At 49.9% G+C, this 17,861-nt stretch carries 16 protein-coding genes; 8 read left to right on the top strand and 8 right to left on the bottom strand.

The annotated features are described in order from the left end of the window. Positions 1-12 precede the first annotated feature (12 nt). The 6 genes from nosZ (at position 13) to HMPREF2696_RS00330 (ending at position 6,970) form a co-directional block, all read left to right on the top strand. A complete protein-coding gene (gene nosZ / locus HMPREF2696_RS00355; RefSeq protein ID WP_004519669.1) occupies positions 13-1,980 on the top strand; it encodes a TAT-dependent nitrous-oxide reductase in 1,968 nt (655 codons plus the stop codon). Positions 1,981-2,178: 198 nt separating this feature from the next. Beyond that, positions 2,179-3,558 carry a nitrous oxide reductase family maturation protein NosD gene (locus HMPREF2696_RS00350; protein ID WP_100066638.1) on the top strand — a complete coding sequence of 460 codons (1,380 nt, stop codon included), beginning with the start codon at positions 2,179-2,181 and terminating at the stop codon, positions 3,556-3,558. A gap of 56 nt (positions 3,559-3,614) precedes the next feature. Beyond that, positions 3,615-4,514, top strand: a complete 900-nt coding sequence (locus tag HMPREF2696_RS00345) for an ABC transporter ATP-binding protein (protein ID WP_004519672.1) — start codon at positions 3,615-3,617, stop codon at positions 4,512-4,514. After that, a complete protein-coding gene (locus tag HMPREF2696_RS00340) occupies positions 4,511-5,341 on the top strand; it encodes an ABC transporter permease (protein ID WP_004519673.1) in 831 nt (276 codons plus the stop codon). Before HMPREF2696_RS00345 ends, HMPREF2696_RS00340 begins: the two co-directional genes overlap by 4 nt. Then, the gene (locus HMPREF2696_RS00335; protein ID WP_004519674.1) at positions 5,338-5,832 is read left to right on the top strand and encodes a nitrous oxide reductase accessory protein NosL; all 495 of its coding nucleotides are present in this window, start codon (positions 5,338-5,340) and stop codon (positions 5,830-5,832) included. The genes HMPREF2696_RS00340 and HMPREF2696_RS00335 overlap by 4 nt, the downstream gene beginning before the upstream one ends. 118 nt (positions 5,833-5,950) lie before the next feature. Further along, positions 5,951-6,970: an FAD:protein FMN transferase gene (locus HMPREF2696_RS00330; protein WP_070587445.1), complete on the top strand. Its 1,020-nt coding sequence runs from the start codon at positions 5,951-5,953 to the stop codon at positions 6,968-6,970. 595 nt (positions 6,971-7,565) lie between these two features. On the opposite strand, the gene HMPREF2696_RS00325 is transcribed toward HMPREF2696_RS00330, so the two are convergent. The 5 genes from HMPREF2696_RS00325 to ybeY form a co-directional block, all read right to left on the bottom strand. Next, complete coding sequence (locus HMPREF2696_RS00325; RefSeq protein ID WP_070587443.1) at positions 7,566-8,477, bottom strand: MetQ/NlpA family ABC transporter substrate-binding protein; 912 nt, start codon at positions 8,475-8,477, stop codon at positions 7,566-7,568. 194 nt (positions 8,478-8,671) lie between these two features. After that, positions 8,672-9,358 carry a methionine ABC transporter permease gene (locus tag HMPREF2696_RS00320; protein ID WP_070587440.1) on the bottom strand — a complete coding sequence of 229 codons (687 nt, stop codon included), beginning with the start codon at positions 9,356-9,358 and terminating at the stop codon, positions 8,672-8,674. A gap of 1 nt (position 9,359) precedes the next feature. Continuing rightward, positions 9,360-10,097, bottom strand: coding sequence for a methionine ABC transporter ATP-binding protein (locus HMPREF2696_RS00315; protein WP_004519679.1), 738 nt, complete (start codon positions 10,095-10,097; stop codon positions 9,360-9,362). Then, on the bottom strand, positions 10,094-10,936 hold the full coding sequence (locus HMPREF2696_RS00310; RefSeq protein ID WP_049344871.1) for an HlyC/CorC family transporter: 843 nt from the start codon (positions 10,934-10,936) through the stop codon (positions 10,094-10,096). Before HMPREF2696_RS00310 ends, HMPREF2696_RS00315 begins: the two co-directional genes overlap by 4 nt. 1 nt (position 10,937) lies before the next feature. Next, positions 10,938-11,453 carry an rRNA maturation RNase YbeY gene (gene ybeY, locus HMPREF2696_RS00305; RefSeq protein WP_049344870.1) on the bottom strand — a complete coding sequence of 172 codons (516 nt, stop codon included), beginning with the start codon at positions 11,451-11,453 and terminating at the stop codon, positions 10,938-10,940. 118 nt (positions 11,454-11,571) lie between these two features. Between ybeY and hemC the strand changes: the two genes are divergently transcribed. Then, positions 11,572-12,501, top strand: a complete 930-nt coding sequence (hemC, locus tag HMPREF2696_RS00300; protein ID WP_107848928.1) for a hydroxymethylbilane synthase — start codon at positions 11,572-11,574, stop codon at positions 12,499-12,501. 67 nt (positions 12,502-12,568) lie between these two features. Here hemC and yegQ read toward each other — a convergent pair whose 3' ends face one another. Then, the gene (gene yegQ / locus HMPREF2696_RS00295) at positions 12,569-13,924 is read right to left on the bottom strand and encodes a prephenate-dependent tRNA uridine(34) hydroxylase TrhP (protein WP_070587436.1); all 1,356 of its coding nucleotides are present in this window, start codon (positions 13,922-13,924) and stop codon (positions 12,569-12,571) included. 327 nt (positions 13,925-14,251) lie between these two features. Here yegQ and HMPREF2696_RS00290 point away from each other — a divergent pair, with 327 nt between their 5' ends. Next, on the top strand, positions 14,252-14,998 hold the full coding sequence (locus HMPREF2696_RS00290) for an amino acid ABC transporter permease (protein ID WP_070587434.1): 747 nt from the start codon (positions 14,252-14,254) through the stop codon (positions 14,996-14,998). A 77-nt stretch (positions 14,999-15,075) separates the two neighbouring features. Here the strand turns inward: HMPREF2696_RS00290 and nagZ are convergent, their stop codons facing one another. Together nagZ and HMPREF2696_RS00280 are read right to left on the bottom strand one after the other, a co-directional pair. Further along, positions 15,076-16,161, bottom strand: coding sequence for a beta-N-acetylhexosaminidase (gene nagZ / locus HMPREF2696_RS00285; RefSeq protein ID WP_070587432.1), 1,086 nt, complete (start codon positions 16,159-16,161; stop codon positions 15,076-15,078). 96 nt (positions 16,162-16,257) lie between these two features. After that, positions 16,258-17,778 (bottom strand): Na+/H+ antiporter NhaC family protein, encoded by a 1,521-nt coding sequence (locus HMPREF2696_RS00280; protein ID WP_070587430.1) that lies wholly within the window; start codon positions 17,776-17,778, stop codon positions 16,258-16,260. Positions 17,779-17,861 lie beyond the last annotated feature (83 nt).

The following is a 17,861-nucleotide window of genomic DNA, read 5'->3' as shown; positions in this document are numbered from 1 at the left end:
AAGGAGTGTCGTATGTCAGACGAAAAATTAGAACAAAACGGCTTAAGCCGTCGTTCATTCTTAGGTACTGCCGCTGCTTCCGGTGCGGGTATTGCTGGTGCCGGTTTGTTGGGCTTGGCCGGTTGCTCTAACGGCGAGGGTGATAAAGCTGCTGCTTCCGGTGCTGCACCTGCCGAAAAAGCCGCTGCTCATTCTGCCGAACCGGGCAAACAAACTTCCGAAGTTGGTCCAGGCGAACTTGACCAATACTACGGTTTCTTGTCAGGCGGTCAATCAGGTGAAATGCGCTTGATCGGCGTACCTTCTATGCGTGAGTTGATGCGTATCCCTGTGTTCAATATGGACAGCGCTACCGGTTGGGGTCGTACCAACGAGAGCCTGCGTATTTTGAATGAAAAAATTACGCCGGAAACCCGTAAATTCCTGCAAGACAGCGGTCTGCGTTGCTACCCTAACGGCGACTTGCACCACCCGCACTTGTCTTTCACCGACCAAACTTACGATGGCCGTTATGCTTACGCCAACGATAAAGCAAACACCCGTGTTTGCCGTATCCGCTTGGATGTGATGAAAACTGATAAAATCATCGATATTCCTAATGCTTCAGGTATCCACGGTCTGCGTCCTCAACGCTATCCGAAAACTGGCTACGTATTTGCCAACGGTGAGCATATCGTTCCTGTTGACGGCGTAGGCAAATGGGATGATCCTAAAACTTGGAATGCCGTTTATACTGCAGTTGATGGCGAAACCATGGACATCGCATGGCAAGTATTGGTAGACGGTAACTTGGATAATGGCGATGCCGACTACCAAGGTAAATACTCTTTCTCTACCTGCTATAACTCTGAGCGCGCTCTGACTGTACAAGGTGCATCTTCTAACGAACAAGACTGGTGTGTAGTATTTAACCTGGCCGCCATCGAAGAAGGCATCAAAAAAGGCGACTTCAAAGAAGTTAACGGCGTAAAAATGTTGGACGGTCGTGCGGAAGCCAACTCTCCATACACTCGTTACATCCCGGTTCCTAACTCTCCTCACGGTTGTAATGCAAGCCCTGACGGCAAATACATCATGCTCAACGGTAAACTGTCTCCAACCGTTACCGTATTGGATGTTAGCAAACTGGATGACTTGTTTGCAGGTAAAATCAAAGAGCGCGATGTTGTCGTAGCCGAGCCTCAACTGGGTCTTGGCCCATTACACACTGCATTTGACGGTCGCGGCAATGCCTATACTACATTGTTTATCGACAGTCAAATGGTGAAATGGAACATCGACGACGCGATTAAAGCCTATAAAGGCGAGAAAATCGATCCGATCAAACAAAAACTCGACGTTCACTATCAACCGGGTCACAACCACACTACCATGGGCGAAACCAAAGAAGCCGACGGTAAATGGTTGGTATCTTTGAACAAGTTCTCTAAAGACCGCTTCTTGAATGCCGGTCCTTTGAAACCTGAGTGTGACCAATTGATCGACATCTCCGGCGACGAAATGCGTCTGGTGCATGACAATCCGACTTTTGCCGAACCACACGACTTGTGCTTGGTTGCTGCGTCTAAAGTGAACCCAAGCAAAACTTGGGACCGCAAAGACCCATGGTTCTGGCAAGAAGCTTTGGAACAAGCTCAAAAAGACGGTGTTGAGCTGGAAAAAGCTGCCAAAGTCGTACGTGAAGGCAACAAAGTACGCGTGTACATGACTGCCGTTGCGCCTGCTTACAGCGTTCCTCAATTTGAAGTGAACCAAGGCGACGAAGTTACCGTATATGTAACCAACGTTGAGACCATTGAAGACTTGACTCACGGCTTTACTTTGGAAGGTTATGGCATTGCTATGGAGATTGGCCCGCAAGCTACATCTTCTGTAACCTTCAAAGCTGTCCGTCCAGGCGTACACTGGTACTACTGCCAATGGTTCTGCCACGCATTGCACATGGAAATGTCTGGCCAAATGATTGTTAAACCAAAATAATTTCGGTTTGATGATTTAATTCTTCAGGCCGTCTGAAAAAACATTCTTTCAGACGGCCTTTATAGCAAAGTTGTTTGTCGGCCGATATGGTCACAAAATGAAAGCCATCATCAGACAGCTTTGCTATAACACCAAAATACCTGTTTCCGCATCGGTTTATCATGCGGCAAGCAGGCCGTCTGAAACAGAGATATGATTATGACGCACACACAAATCCATCGTTCCAAATGGCAACGTGCCGCACTCGTATTGCTGCTTGGCAGCATGGTTCAGACGGCCTTTGCCGCAGTCATCAACGTATCCGCACAAGACAATCTCAATGATGCTTTGGCGCGCGCCCAAGCCGGCGATACGCTCAAGCTTGCCTCCGGTATATACAAAACCAAACTCTATATCGACAAACCCATTACCATCGAAGGCCCTGCCGACCGTTCCGCCAAGATTGTCGGCGACCGGAGTGGGAGGACGGTTGCCGTTCATGCGCCTGATGTAACTTTGCGCAATCTGACCGTTTCCCATTCCGGCATGAGTTTGCCGGCAATGGATGCCGGTATCTATTTAGAAGAGACGGCAACGCGCGCGCTGGTGGAGCATAACAACATCGTCGACAATTCCGTCGGCGTGTATATTCACGGTGCGGCAGAATCCATGGTGCGGGAAAATAAAATCATCGGCGATGCAACCCTGCGCGTCAACGAACGCGGCAACGGCGTAACCGTCTGGAATGCGCCCGGTGCGCAAGTGATTGATAACGATATTTCCAAAGGCCGTGACGGTATTTTTTCAAATACCAGTACCCATAATACCTACAAAGGCAACCGTTTTAGCGACTTACGCTTTGCCGTCCATTATATGTACACCAATGACAGCGAAGTCAGCAACAATATCTCCGTCGGCAACAATATGGGTTATGTGCTGATGTTTTCCGAACGCCTGAAAGTGTATGGCAACATTGCCGTTGGCAGCCGCGACCAAGGCATTATGCTCAACTACGTCAATTATTCCGAAATTCACGATAATGTGATCAACAAGGCAGGCAAATGCGTGTTTGCCTACAATGCCAACTACAATAAAATTTTCGACAACCATTTTGAAAACTGTCAAATCGGTATTCACTTTACCGCGGCCATTGAAGGCACAAGCCTGTTCAATAATTCGTTTATCAACAACGAAAGCCAAGTCAAATACGTCAGCACCCGTTTCCTTGATTGGGGCGAGGGTGGTCGCGGCAACTATTGGAGCGATAACAGCGCCTTTGACCTTGACGGCGACGGCTTCGGCGACAGTGCCTACCGTCCCAATGGGATTATCGACCAAATCATCTGGCGCGCACCCGTCGCCCGGTTATTGATGAACAGCCCTGCCATCAGCATTGTCAAATGGGCGCAATCTCAATTTCCCGCCATCCTGCCCGGCGGCGTAATTGACAGCAAGCCTTTGATGAACCCTGTCCGCAATAAAACGACAACCAAATACGAAGCCATGAAGGACGAATTGCTGCATGAAGCAAAAACGCACCAATCCGAATGGGGTAATGCCGAAAACGGTGCGTTGACAGGCGGAAATGCCAATATGTAACCTTTCAGACGGCCCAATATCAAAGGCCGTCTGAAACATTCACTAGAGGAATATCCATGAGCAGTACCAACCACGTTGAATTAAGAAACGTGACCAAGCAGTTTGGCAGCCAAAAGGCCGTCAACCAAGTCGATCTGGTTCTCAAGGCTGGCGAGAGCGTCGGCATGGCAGGACACAACGGTGCAGGCAAATCTACCATTATGAAGCTGATACTCGGCCTGATTACGCCGACCGAGGGCGAAGTGATGCTTTTGGGAGAGCCGACCGGCAGTAAAGCAGGGGCGCAGCGTCGCAGCCAAATCGGTTACCTGCCTGAAACGGTTGCATTGCACCCTTCATTGACCGGTATCGAAACCATGGATTTCTATGCCAAACTAAAAAAACAGCCCCTGAGTAAAAACCGCGAATTGCTCGAGCGTGTCGGCATTTCCCAGGCCGCACGCCGCCGTGTCGGCACTTACTCTAAAGGTATGCGTCAACGCCTCGCTTTGGCACAAGCCTTGTTGGGCGAGCCTAAAGTTTTATTGTTTGACGAGCCAACTACCGGCCTTGATCCGGCTTCACGTCAAATGTTTTACGAAGTTGTGCGCGAACTCAATGGGCGCGGCGCAACCGTATTGCTCAGCACCCATGCACTGGCCGAGCTTGACGGCCACGCCGACCGCATCATCGTTATGAAAAACGGCGTGAAAGTTGCTGACGGCAGCATGGATGAGTTGCATGTTCAAAGCGGTCTACCGCTGACCGTCAACGTCCGCTTGAAAGAAGCGCGCCCGTTGAGCGAGCGTTGGCATCCGCTTTCAGACGGCCTGTCGTATAAAGCGCAATGTAAAGCCGAAGAGCGTATGGGACTTTTGAGCGAATTGGGTGATTTGGGTAGTCTTGCCTACATCGATATCCACACGCCAACACTTGATGATATGTACGCGCAATTCTTGAAGAGGGAAGACGTATGAACCCCGTTTGGATTATTACCGGCAAAGAAGTCCGAGACAGCCTGCGCAACCGTTGGGTTCTTGCCGCCGCACTTTTGCTTGCCGCATTGGCACTGTCATTAGGCTTTCTCGGCAGCTCGCCTACCGGTTCGGTCAAGGTTGATCCCTTGACGGTAACTGTAGTCAGTCTGTCCAGCCTGTCTATCTTCTTGATCCCGCTGATTGCGATGTTGCTCTCTTATGATGCACTGATCGGCGAAATCGAGCGCGGTACAATGGCGTTGTTGCTAAGTTACCCCATCTCGCGCAACCAAATCCTTGCCGGTAAATTTATCGGCCACCTCATCATTCTTGCCCTTGCTACCACCGCAGGCTACGGATTGGCAGGTATTACCCTTCAGCTTGCCAACGGCGGTTTTGATATTGCCGCATGGCAACCTTTCGCCCTTTTGATTGCTGCCAGCGTGATTCTTGGCGCAGCCTTTTTGTCCATGGGCTATTTGATCAGCGCAAAAGTTAAAGAACGCGGTACAGCCGCCGGTATCGCCATCGGCGTATGGCTGTTTTTTGTCGTTATTTTCGATATGGCGCTTTTGGGTGTTTTGGTTGCCGATACCGAACAAGTCATTACCGCGCCTGTAGTGGAAACCGTTCTTCTGTTCAACCCCGCAGACATTTATCGCCTGCTGAACCTGACGGGTTACGAAAATACAGCCATGTATGCCGGCATGGCAGGTTTGAGCGAACAAATCAGCCTGAGTATGCCTATTTTGCTGACGGCTCAGGTATTATGGGTTATCATTCCTTTGATTTTAGCCGCCTGGATTTTCGGAAAGCGACAAATATGAGAAAAATATTATTGACAACCTTCACACTCATCGCATTGGCAGCCTGCAGCAAGCAGGACAACAGCCCTCCGCCTGCGCCCCAACAAATCAGCGACAGCGCGGTCGGTCATTACTGCAGCATGAATTTGACTGAACACAACGGCCCTAAAGCGCAAATCTTCTTGAACGGCAAACCTGACAAACCGGTTTGGTTTTCCACCATCAAGCAGATGTTCGGCTACACCAAACTGCCCGAAGAGCCTAAAGGCATTCATGCCATCTATGTTACCGATATGGGTAAAGTCAAAGATTGGGAAAAACCCAATGCTGACACTGAATGGATAGATGCGAAAAAGGCCTATTACGTTATTGAAAGCAGCTTTATTGGCGGCATGGGTGCGGAAGACGCGCTTCCGTTTGCCGACAAGGCTCAGGCTGAAAAATTCGCCAAAGAAAAAGGCGGCAGAGTAGTCGGTTTTGCAGAGATGCCCGACGAATACATTTTCAAATAAAACAACCAATAAAGGCCGTCTGAAACAGTTTCAGACGGCCTTTGTGTTGGAAGCTGCAGATTGCTGATTTAATGAATGCGGCTTTCAATATAAAGATAAAAAATCTAAGGAATACTTTATGTCCACCCCTTTAACGCGCCGCCGTTTCCTTGCCATAGCTGCCACCCTTGCCGCCGGTGTCAGCATTCCTTTTGCCATCAGCCGCAAAACCAATCAGCTGACTCATTCAGCCAGCCCGAATCAAGAAGGGCAGCCTGTTATCTGGAAAGGGATTGCATTAGGCTCGGGTGCGGAATTGCGTTTGTTCGGCGTTGGGCGCAGGCAGGCGGAGATACTGATCAACAAAGTATTGGCAGAAGTTTCACGGTTGGAAAAAATCTTCAGCCTGTATCGGGACGACAGCCTGATCAGCCGTTTAAACCGAGAAGGCCGTCTGAAGAATCCGCCATCCGATTTTTTGCAGCTGCTCAGTATCAGCCGAGATATCCATCAGCTGACGCAGGGTGCATTTGATCCCAGCATTCAGCCTTTGTGGAATCTGTATGCCAACTATTTCAGGAGAAACCCCAAAACCGAAACGCCACCATCTGAACGCAGTATCAAAGACACGCTCAAATTAGTGGATTTCAACAAAGTCGATTTTGATACTAAAGAAATCCGTTTTGCCCAAAAAGGCATGGGCTTGTCGCTTAACGGCATTGCCCAAGGCTATATCACCGACAAAGTAGCCGAATTGTTGAAGCAGCAAGGCGTTACCCAGGCATTGATTGATATGGGGGAGATTTACGGCTTTGATAATGCCAACCAGCGCGAGTGGAATGTCAGCATTCGCAATCCTGACCAAGAAGACCAAATCCTGACCACCATTGCCATGAAAAATCAAGCGTTTGCCACATCGGGTGGCTATGGCACGGTGATGGACGAAGCTGGCAAATTTACCCATCTTTTTGATCCGCGTACAGGCGGAAGCCAACCGCGCTATAAAAGCATGAGCGTCATGGCGGAAAGTGCGGCAGTTGCCGATGCTTTTTCTACCGCATTTTCTATTATGGATGAAGCGGCCATCCGAGCAGCGGCCCAAGTTAAAAAGGCACAGGTTTGGCTGGTGATGCCAAATAATGAATTGAAGAAGATTTGAGATTGAGAAAAAGAATAGTTTTGCCAGTTGCTTTGAATATATGAATAAGGGAAAGTCTAAAATATTGAAATAATGAAATATAAAAAAAGAAGGGCTGCCCAAGGGGCAACCCTGAAACTCTTGCAGCTGGGAGTAATTAGCAAGAGATTACGACACTTAAAACAAAAATTCACTCATTTCAAAGCACGAAGCTTTAATATCTAAGCAAAACGGTATTTCGACCGCTCAAACCCCTTCGATACGGAGAAACACAACATACATGGGAAAATCCGACAAAGTGGTTTGAAGCAATTCAGATGAACGGTCTGTAATGCAGATAACCGGATGTCTTTAGATAAACGGTATAATATCAGGATAAGCGGAACATTACTAGTGAATATTATAAAAAAGTAGAATAATTCATTTAGTGATTGATTATATTGAATAAAAACATGATTTCTTATTGAACTTTTTTACAACATATTGATTTGGTTTTAAAAAGGGAATTACGTAAGTATTTGGCGTTAATCAAAAAACTTGTTTTGAGCTTTGAGAAGAGATAATCAATAGAAAAAGGCCGTCTGAATGTTCAGACGGCCTTTTTTCAAAAAGTTACTTATTTGGTGGCAGAAGCAGTAGAAGCAGCTTCGGCTTGAGCGCCTGCAGCTGCGTTTTCACCCCATGCCGCAGGATATTTGTAACCGGCAAAGCGTTTTTGTGAGTAAGCTTTGAACTCGTCAGAGTTGTAGGCTTCGGTTACATCTTTCAGCCATTGGCTGTCTTTGTCGGCAGTGCGGACGGCAGACCAGTTAACGTAGGCAAAGCTTGGCTCTTGGAACAGGGCTTCGGTCAGTTTCATGCCGCTGCTCATGGCGTAGTTGCCGTTAACGATGGCAAAGTCAACGTCGGCACGGCTGCGTGGCAGTTGGGCGGCTTCAAGCTCTACGATTTGGATATTTTTTGGATTCTCGGCAATATCGTTTTTAGAAGCAGTCAGCGGATCAACGTCGGCTTTCAGTTTAATCCAGCCCAATTCGTTCAACATAACCAATGCACGGGCAAAGTTGGATGGGTCGTTAGGCGCAGAAACGCTGACGCCGTCTTTCACTTCGTCCAAAGATTTCAGTTTGCCAGGGTACAGGCCCAAAGGTGCAGTCGGTACTTGGAAGGCTTCAGTGATGTCCAGTTTGTGTTCTTTTTTGAAGTCATCCAGATAAGGTTTGTGTTGGAAGATGTTGATGTCCAATTCGCCTTCAGCCAAAGCAAGGTTGGGGCGCACATAGTCGGTGAACTCGATCAGTTTGACTTTATAGCCTTTTTTCTCCAAAGCCGGTTGGATTTGGTCTTTTACCATATCGCCGAAGTCGCCGACGGTTGTACCGAAGACGATTTCTTTTTTCTCTGCGCCGTTGTCGGCAGAAGAAGCAGCAGAGGCAGCAGGCGCGCTGTCTTTTTGACCACCGCAGGCAGCCAATACGATGGCCAGCGCAGCAGCAGAAAGGGTTTTGAAGAATGTGTTGGTTTTCATATTTTGCTCCAGATGGATGATAAAACGGTTTCAGACGGCCTTAAGCTGCCGCCGTCAAAAAAAGAGGAATTGTAAATCTATTTTGGGAATATGAGGGTGTTTTTTGTAGATTTATTTGGTATATCCTAATATGTTCTAAATAGATAACAGGCCGTCTGAAAAATAGTAAGTCCATTTCAGACGGCCTGGTTTGTTTAACGTTTATCCAGTTTGCGCGCCAATCTGTTGCCGATACCTTGAATCAGGATAACGAGTAAAACCAGGATGGCAACGATGAAGATGATGACTTCCATTTGATAGCGGTAGTAGCCGTAACGGATAGCAAGGTCGCCCAAACCGCCGCCGCCAATCATACCTGCCGCCGCGCTGTACGACAAAAGGCCAATAGCCAGTACGGTAATGCTGGAAACCATACCTGCGCGCGCTTCATTCAAAAGCACTTTGCAGATGATGCTCATGGGTGAGGCACCCATTGCGGAGGCCGCTTCAATTACGCCTCTGGGTACTTCGCGCAGGTTTTGCTCAACCAGACGGGCGAAGTAGAATAGGCCGGATACGCTCAATACCAATGAGGCGGCAACCGGGCCGATGGTCGTGCCGATGATGGCGCGTGTAACAGGAATCATGGCAATCATCAGGATGACGAAAGGGAATGCGCGCATCAGGTTGACCAGGTTGTCCAAAAACAAATTCAGCTGTTTGTTGTAGTGCAACTGATGGCTTGACGTCACAAACAGCAATACGCCCAAAATCGTACCGAAGATAACGGCGAAAGTAGTCGATAGGCCGACCATAATAAAGGTTTCGCCCAAGGCTTGGATAATTTCGCCCTTCATGCTGACGATGGTCTCAACAGCACTTTCAAATGTTAAATCTGCCATATTAGTCCTCTCGAATCAGCTCTTGCCCGATTTCGGATTGGGCATGGATTTGGTTGCCGTGTACTTCAACGATTTCCAGCAGACGGCCTTTATCCAAGAGGGCGGCACGGTCGCACAGGCGGCGGATAACGCTCATTTCGTGGGTAACGATGACGATGGTTACGTTGAAACGTCGGTTGATGTCTTCCAAACATTTCAAAACGCTGCGCGTAGTGGCGGGGTCGAGGGCGGAAGTGGGTTCGTCGGCGAGGATGACTTGAGGTTGCGGCGCCAGCGCACGGGCAATGCCGACACGTTGTTTTTGACCGCCGGAAAGTTGGGACGGGTAATGGTTGGCACGGTCTTGCAAGTCGACAATTTCCAAACATTCTTCAACACGCGCTTGGATTTTTTTAGACGGCCATTTGGCAATTTCTAAAGGGAAGGCGACGTTTTCGGCAACGGTACGGTTGCTCAATAGGTTGAACTGTTGGAATACCATGCCGATGTTTTGTCGGGCGTGGCGCAGTTGCGTGGCGTTGAGTGCGGTCAGCTCTTGGCCGCACACGCTGACGGTACCTGTATCCGGACGTTCCAATAAGTTAATCAGGCGCAGCAGGGTGGATTTGCCTGCGCCGGAATAGCCCATCAAGCCAAAGATTTCACCCTGTTTGATTTCGAGGCTGGTCGGCTCGACGGCGACAAAGTCTTTGTTGTCGCGTGTTTGATAGTGTTTGGAGACGTGATCCAGAATAATCATGGTTTATCCGTGTTTTCTTTAATTCGTGTGGCCATCAGGGTGTGCAGACGGCGGTTGTCGGCGCGTGCGACGGTAAATTGCAGGCTGCCGATGATGACTTTTTCGCCGCGTACGGGCAGGTGTCCCAATTCTTGAATGACCAGGCCACCGATGGTATCGGCTTCTTCGCTGCTGTATTCCGTACCGAAGAAGGTGTTGATGTCTTTGATTTCGGTGGCAGCGTGGATGCGCCAGCGTTCGGAAGAAACGGCGTGGATATTGTCGGCGCTGTCGTCTTCATCAAATTCGTCTTCGATGTCGCCGACGATTTGCTCGATGATGTCTTCAAAGGTTACCAGGCCGGATGTACCGCCGTATTCGTCAATGACAATCGCCATGTGGTTGCGTTGTTCGCGGAATTCTTTTAAAAGGGAGGCCAGTGATTTGCCTTCGGGGACGAAAACGGCAGGGCGCAAGACGGATTTCAGGTGGAACTGCTCGGGGTTGAACATATATTTGAGCAGGTCTTTGGCGTGCAAAATGCCCAAAACTTCGTCTTTGTCTTCGCCGATGACGGGGAAACGCGAATGGGCGGTTTCGATGATGTAGGCCGTGATGCGCTCGATGCTGTCGTTTTCTTTCAATACGTTCATGCGGCTGCGCGTAATCATGGCATCGCGCACTTCCAGCTCGGCAAAGTCCAATACTTTTTCCAGCCGGGTCAGTGTGTCGGCATCAAAAACTTCCTGCTCGTGCGCTTGGCGCAGCAGGGTCAATACGTCTTCGGCGGAATCAGGCTCGCCGGCAAGTCGGGAGATTAGGCGTTCGAAAAACTTGGGTTTCGACTGCGTACCGTCCATTTTAATATTCGTCCTCTTGGTAGGGGTTGGGGAAGCCTGCCGCCAGCATCAGGCGGATTTCTTCGGCTTCCATTATTTCGGCTTCATTGTCTTCGATGTGGTCGTAGCCCATCAGGTGTAAAGTACCGTGTATGGTCAGGTGGGCAAAATGCTGCTCAGGTGTTTTGCCTTGTTCGGCGGCCTCTTTCAAAACCACTTGCGGACAAATTACCAAATCGCCATACAAGCCGTCTGAAAACTGGTCGGGCAGGATTTCGCCTTCGTTGAGCGCGAAACTCAATACATTGGTGGCGTAATCCTTGCCGCGGTAGTCGCGGTTGTAGGCGCGGGCTTCTTCTTCGTCCAGAAGAATCAGGCTGATGTCTGCGCGGCGGTATTCGTTTTTCAAGGCCGACCACGCCCAGCGGTAGAAGTCGTTCTCTGACGGAAGGTTGGCGGCGGAAGAAGCGTTTTCAAAGCTCAGATGAAAACGTTGCCGCTGTAAGGATAAAAAAGGATATTTCTTGGCGCGTTTCATGTTGTCCGGAAAATTTGGTTTTTAGGCGTAAATATAACATATTCACCCCCATGCCGTCTGAAAAAACGCCCAAAATATGATAGACTTCATGCCGTTTTCCATCTTTCAGGCAACCATTATGAACCCGAAAAAACTCGTTATCGCCAGTCGCGAAAGCCTGCTTGCCATGTGGCAGGCAAAACACATCCAAGGCCGTCTGAAAGCCCTGTATCCCGATTGCGAAGTCGAGATTTTGGGCATGACCACGCGCGGCGACCAGATTTTGGACAGAACTTTGTCAAAAGTCGGCGGTAAAGGCTTGTTTGTCAAAGAGTTGGAGCAGGCTTTGTATGACGGCCGGGCCGACTTGGCCGTGCATTCGATTAAAGACGTGCCGATGGATTTACCTGAAGGTTTTACGCTTGCGGCCATCGGCGAACGCGCCAATCCGTTTGACGCATTTGTGTCCAACCAATACGCGCGTTTGGAAGAAATGCCCAAAGGCGCTGTCGTCGGCACATCCAGCCTGCGCCGCGAAGCCCAGTTGCGCGTGCGCTATCCGCATTTGGTTATCAAACCTTTGCGCGGCAATGTGCAAACCCGTTTGTCCAAACTCGATAACGGCGAATACGACGCGATTATTTTGGCTGCCGCCGGTTTGCAGCGTCTGGAATTGGACGAACGCATCCGCATGATTTTGTCGGAATCCGACAGTCTGCCTGCCGCCGGACAAGGCGCATTGGGTATTGAAATTGCAGCGCATCGCGAAGATTTGTACGAAGTCTTAAAGCCTTTGAACCACGATACCACACACGCCTGCGTTACGGCCGAACGTGCGTTGGCGCGCGCTTTGGGTGGAAGTTGCCAAGTGCCGCTGGCCGCATATTGCACTGAAGAAAACGGCTTGCTGACCTTGCGCGGCTTGGTCGGTCATCCTGACGGTTCGGTAATTTTGCAGGCGGATGCGCAAGCCCCTGCCGAATACGCCGATGCCTTGGGTCGTGCAGTCGCCAAAAAACTGGCAGATGATGGTGCGGAAGAATTGATTGCTGCCGTATTGCAAGAATAGGCTTAAAACAGCATAGATCATTTAAAAGGCCGTCTGAAACTTTCAGACGGCCTTTATTTTTTGATGCTTAAGGATTCATAATCCGCGCAACCAAAGCTTTTTCTTTGCCTTGCATATTCGGGATTTTGACCTGAATGCCGTTGCCTGGGGCAACATCGACAGGCTGGCCTTTGCGGGTCATTTGTTCCAATTTGATGGTTTGGTTGCCGCTCGGGTGGATGATTTCGAGTGAATCGCCGACAGCGAAGCGGTTTTTAACTTCGATTGTCGCCCAGCCGTTTTCATCAATTTCGGTAACGTGGCCGACGTATTGGCTTTGTTTGGCGGTGGAATGGCCGCTGAGGTAGTTTTGGTAGTCTTGAGTTTGGTGGCGTTCGAGGAAGCCGCTGGTGTAGCCACGGTTGGCGAGGCCTTCGAGTTCGCTCAACAGGCTGTAATCAAACGGACGGCCTGCAACGGCATCGTCAATCGCTTTGCGGTAGGACTGGGCCACGCGTGCAACATAATAGAGCGATTTGGTACGGCCTTCGACTTTGAGGCTGTCCACACCAATTTTTGCCAGTTTCTCAACCACTTCAATGCCGCGAAGGTCTTTGGAGTTCATGATGTAGGTGCCGTGTTCATCTTCCATAATCGGCATCATTTCGCCCGGGCGGTTGGACTCTTCAATCAGGAAAACTTTGTCGGCGTAGGGATGGCGTTTTTGACCATTGATGCCTTCAAAGTTTTGGTTGGCTTCTTCTTGAGCTTTTTCAAAGTTGAAACCTTGCAGAAGTTGGGCGTCGCCTGCATCGCTTTCAGTGGCGTTGTGAACCTTGTAGTCCCAACGGCAGGAGTTGGTGCAGGTGCCTTGGTTGGGGTCGCGATGGTTGAAATAGCCGGAGAGCAGGCAGCGGCCGGAGTAGGCGATACACAATGCGCCGTGAATGAAGACTTCGAGTTCGATGTCGGGGCATTCTTGGCGGATTTCGGCGATTTCTTCCATGCTCAATTCGCGCGACAGAATAATGCGCTCAACGCCGATGTTTTGCCAGAATTTCACGCCCCAGTAGTTGGTGGTGTTTGCCTGTACGGACAGGTGAATCGGCATTTCCGGCCATTTTTCGCGCACAGTCATAATCAAACCCGGATCCGCCATAATCAACGCGTCGGGTTTCATGGCAATCAAGGGCTCCATATCGGAAACAAAGGTTTTGAGTTTGGAGTTGTGCGGCAGCGTATTGACGGTCAGGAAGAATTTTTTGTTGCGCTCGTGCGCTTCTTTAATGCCTTGCTCGAGGACGTCGAGTTTGGCAAATTCGTTGTTGCGGGCGCGCAGGGAGTAACGCGGGCTGCCGGCGTAAACGGCATCTGCGCCGTAATCGTAGGCGGCGCGCATACGTTCGAGGCCGCCTGCAGGCAATAAGAGTTCGGGTGCTTTCATGTTTTATGCTTTTTAAAATGTTTTCAGACGGCCTTTAAGGGAAGAGGGAAGGCCGTCTGAAAGATGTTTGAAGAATGGGCGGATTATCCGCTGTTTTTGTGTTTCGGTCAATTTTGTGTCGGGTTTGCGCTTTGTTTTTTATACGGAAAATGTCCTATATGGGCAAAGGCGAAAAGGGGCTGCAATTCATTGGAAATGTAAAAAAAGCAGGGTTGGGCGGAATAATTTAACAAAAAACCGTTCAAGCAATGTATTTTCTTGTAAAATATCAAGCTTCATTTTAAAAAATATTCGGATTCGTTACCGATTTTGACCGACGGAAGATTTATGGATTTTCGTTTTGACATTATTTATGAATACCGCTGGATGTTTTTATACGGTGTGTTGACGACGCTGGGACTGACGGTGGTTGCAACGGCAGGCGGCTCGGTTTTGGGTTTGCTGCTGGCATTGGCGCGTTTGATCAATCCGGAAAAAGCCGGTGCACCGATGCGTGCCTTGGCTTGGGTGTTGCGTAAGATTTCTTTTTGGTATGTGACGCTGTTTCGTGGTACGCCATTGTTTGTACAAATTGTGATTTGGGCTTATGTTTGGTTCCCATTTTTCGTTCACCCGGCAGACGGTATGCTGATTAGCGGCGAAGCAGCTGTTGATCTGCGCCGTTCTTATGGTGCGCTGATTGCCGGTTCTTTGGCTTTGGTTGCGAACTCAGGTGCATATATTTGTGAAATTTTCCGTGCTGGTATTCAATCGATTGATAAAGGCCAAATGGAAGCTGCACGTTCTCTGGGTCTGACCTATACTCAGGCAATGCGTTATGTCATTTTGCCTCAAGCGTTGCGCCGTATGTTGCCGCCATTGGCCAGTGAATTTATTACTTTGTTGAAAGACAGCTCATTGTTGTCCGTCATCGGTGTGGCTGAGTTGGCTTATGTACAAAGCACGATTACCGGTCGCTATTCTGTCTATGAAGAGCCGCTTTATACAATCGCGCTGATTTATTTGGTTCTGACAAGCGTTTTGGGTTGGGTATTCCTGCGATTGGAAAGCCGATACAATCCGCAACACCGCTAATCGGTTTGAATCAAAAAAGGAAGACTTGAAAAAGTCTTCCTTTTTTATTTGCCGTCAATGTTTCAGACGGCCTTGAATCAGAATGCTTCGCCGACTTTAACACCGCCTGCGATGTCTTTGGGCGTTGCCAGTTTAGCGGTCGCCTGTTGTGCAGCTTGGAATGTTTCGGTTGCCATGATGTCGGCTGCTTCCTGGATGGTCAATGTGTTGGCCATGTATTGCCAACGTGCGGCCAAATCGGCGTTTGCCGGCGCGTGAAAACCGTCTCGCAATTCATCGACCAAGTCTGGACGGTTGCACACCAGTACAATATCGCAGCCTGCTTCAAAAGAAAGTCGGGCGCGTTCTTTAATGCCGCCGACGCCGCATGCGCCTTCCATGGTCAGGTCGTCTGAAAAGATAACGCCGTTAAATCCGATTTCTTGGCGCAGGATTTGTTTCAGCCATTTTTCGGAGAAGCCGGCAGGTTGGCTGTCGATTTGCGGGTATACGACGTGGGCAGGCATGACTGCGGCCATGCCTGCCTGGCTCAGTGCGCGGAAGGGGATAAGGTCGGCAGCTTCGAGCGCTTCGCGGCTGCGTTCGTCGCAAGGCAGGACATGATGGCTGTCGCCTTCGACAAAGCCGTGGCCGGGGAAGTGTTTACCGCAAGATTTCATGCCGCCTTTGTTCAGGCCTTTTTGTAAGGCAAGGGCAAGCTGGGTTACGATGTTGGCATCGCGGTGGAAACTGCGGTTGCCGATAACGGCACATTGACCCCAGTCCAAATCCAATACAGGCGTGAAGGATAGGTCGATACCGCAGGCGGAGAGTTCAGTTGCCAAAACCCAGCCGACTTGTTCTGCTTGGGCGCAGGCGGCTTCTTGGCCTTCGTTGTCCCAAATTTCGCCCAATACGTTCATGGCAGGCAGGCGGGTGAAGCCGTCAATAAAACGTTGAACCCGTCCGCCTTCGTGGTCGACGGCGATGATGAGTTCAGGCGTGCGGACGGCTTTGATTTCTTGAACCAAAGCTTTGAGCTGGGAGACGTTTTCAAAGTTGCGGCGGAACAAAATAACGCCACCGACGGCAGGGTCGAGCAGGCGTTGTTTTTCTTCTTCGGTCAGATGGTAGGCGGCGACGTCGGCCATGACGGGGCCGCGTGGAAGATGGGGCATATTCATTGTTTTGTCCTGAATAATGGATATATGGGTAATTGCAATATTCAGACGGCCTGAGCGTGTCGGAATATCTCAGGCCGTCTGAATATTGGTTTTGAATTAGGCAGTTGCTTTGTTCTTGTCTTTTAAGATGAAAATCAACACAACCATCACGATGCCGGTTACCACAAAACCTAAAGGCGCAGAGCCGGTCATGCCTAAAATCAGGTAGCCGATAGCGGCAGAGGCGGCAACGGTCAGTGCGTAAGGGAATTGCGAGGTAACGTGGTCGATGTGATTGCAGTGTGCGCCGGTAGAAGAGAGGATGGTGGTGTCGGAAATCGGCGAGCAGTGGTCGCCAAATACGGCACCGGCCATTACGGCAGACATGCAAGGGATAATCAGCGAAGGTTCGACTTTGACGGCCATGGCGGCGGCAATCGGCAACATGATGCCGAATGTGCCCCAGCTTGTGCCGGTAGCGAAGGCCATCACGCCTGCGAGCATAAACAAAATCACGGGTAGGAAGCCTGCGTGGATATTGCCTGCCACCAAAGTGGAGAGGTATTCGCCGGTGTGCATCTCGCTGACAACGGTGCTGATGATCCATGCCAAAATTAAGATGGTAATGGCACCGCGCATAGAGATGATGCCCTGCCAAATGGCTTTAGGGTAATCGCCGGTTTTGATGGTGCCGATGGTGCAGAGGATGACGGCCAATACGCCGCAGGTGCCGCCGAATACGAGGGAAGTGTTTACATCGGTATTTTCAAATGCGCTGAGCAAAGAGAAGGTTTCAGAAGCTTGTGCGCCAGTGTAAATCATGGCGGAAACAGTGGCGACGATCAGTACCAAAACCGGCACAATCAGAGCGAATACGCGACCGTTGGGATGGCCTGTTTCAACGGTTTCATCATGAATTTCATTCAAAGCGGCGCGTTCCAAACGGGCCATGGAGCCGATGTCGAAGGAGAACCAGGCCACGACAAACACCATAATCAATGCGAAGACGGCGTAGTAATTCATCAGGCTCATGGCCACGAATGCGCCCATTGGTGTGTAGTCTGTGATGTTGTAAGTCACCAAAAGGCCTGCCAAAGTAGCAATAATCGATGCCCCCCAGCTGGATACAGGCATCAAAACGCACATCGGCGCGGCAGTGGAGTCAAGGATATAAGCCAGTTTGGCGCGGGAAACTTTGAATTTGTCGGTTACAGGGCGGGCAATCGCGCCGACGGCAAGGCTGTGGAAATAGTCGTCAATAAAGGTAACGAATACCAGGCAGGCAGTCAGCAGCTTCGCACCACGGCGGCCTTTGATGTGCTGTTTTGCCCAATCGGCAAATGCTTGGTTACTGCCTGAATGCGTCAGCAGGGAAGTGAAAATCCCCAAAAGCACTAAGAAGAGCAGGATTTTGGGTTTGCCCAAAGACCAATCGCCGTCCGCCCAAGTCAGGCTGACGGCCATGTCTTTCAAGTGAACCAAGGCATCAAGCGGATTACCGCCTACCAGCAGGAATGAGCCGACGATAATGCCGACACCCAAGGACAGCAATACACGACGCGTGGCAATGGCCAGGGCAAGCGCGATGGCTGCAGGAATAATGGATAAAATAGAATTCGAATAATTAATAAGTTGCATAATTATATTGTATATAAGCGGTGAAATATTTTCAGACGGCCTAAACTGGAAGACGGATAACAAAATACCCACCGCCTCTGACA

The sequence above is a fragment of the Neisseria sp. HMSC058F07 genome (assembly GCF_001810035.1).
GTDB classification, from domain to species: Bacteria; Pseudomonadota; Gammaproteobacteria; order Burkholderiales; family Neisseriaceae; genus Neisseria; species Neisseria perflava.
Note: the sequence above shows the minus strand (reverse complement) of the source record. Positions and strands in the feature narration are given on the sequence as shown.

Coding starts and splice junctions, on each gene's coding strand:
- HMPREF2696_RS00325 (WP_070587443.1), bottom strand. CDS start 8,477: ATGAAAACCAACACATTCTTCAAAACCCTTTCTGCTGCTGCGCTGGCC.
- HMPREF2696_RS00345 (WP_004519672.1), top strand. CDS start 3,615: ATGAGCAGTACCAACCACGTTGAATTAAGAAACGTGACCAAGCAGTTT.
- nagZ (WP_070587432.1), bottom strand. CDS start 16,161: ATGAATATGCCCCATCTTCCACGCGGCCCCGTCATGGCCGACGTCGCC.
- HMPREF2696_RS00310 (WP_049344871.1), bottom strand. CDS start 10,936: ATGGACGGTACGCAGTCGAAACCCAAGTTTTTCGAACGCCTAATCTCC.
- HMPREF2696_RS00280 (WP_070587430.1), bottom strand. CDS start 17,778: ATGCAACTTATTAATTATTCGAATTCTATTTTATCCATTATTCCTGCA.
- hemC (WP_107848928.1), top strand. CDS start 11,572: ATGAACCCGAAAAAACTCGTTATCGCCAGTCGCGAAAGCCTGCTTGCC.
- HMPREF2696_RS00315 (WP_004519679.1), bottom strand. CDS start 10,097: ATGATTATTCTGGATCACGTCTCCAAACACTATCAAACACGCGACAAC.
- HMPREF2696_RS00350 (WP_100066638.1), top strand. CDS start 2,179: ATGACGCACACACAAATCCATCGTTCCAAATGGCAACGTGCCGCACTC.
- HMPREF2696_RS00290 (WP_070587434.1), top strand. CDS start 14,252: ATGGATTTTCGTTTTGACATTATTTATGAATACCGCTGGATGTTTTTA.
- HMPREF2696_RS00320 (WP_070587440.1), bottom strand. CDS start 9,358: ATGGCAGATTTAACATTTGAAAGTGCTGTTGAGACCATCGTCAGCATG.
- yegQ (WP_070587436.1), bottom strand. CDS start 13,924: ATGAAAGCACCCGAACTCTTATTGCCTGCAGGCGGCCTCGAACGTATG.
- HMPREF2696_RS00335 (WP_004519674.1), top strand. CDS start 5,338: ATGAGAAAAATATTATTGACAACCTTCACACTCATCGCATTGGCAGCC.
- ybeY (WP_049344870.1), bottom strand. CDS start 11,453: ATGAAACGCGCCAAGAAATATCCTTTTTTATCCTTACAGCGGCAACGT.
- nosZ (WP_004519669.1), top strand. CDS start 13: ATGTCAGACGAAAAATTAGAACAAAACGGCTTAAGCCGTCGTTCATTC.
- HMPREF2696_RS00340 (WP_004519673.1), top strand. CDS start 4,511: ATGAACCCCGTTTGGATTATTACCGGCAAAGAAGTCCGAGACAGCCTG.
- HMPREF2696_RS00330 (WP_070587445.1), top strand. CDS start 5,951: ATGTCCACCCCTTTAACGCGCCGCCGTTTCCTTGCCATAGCTGCCACC.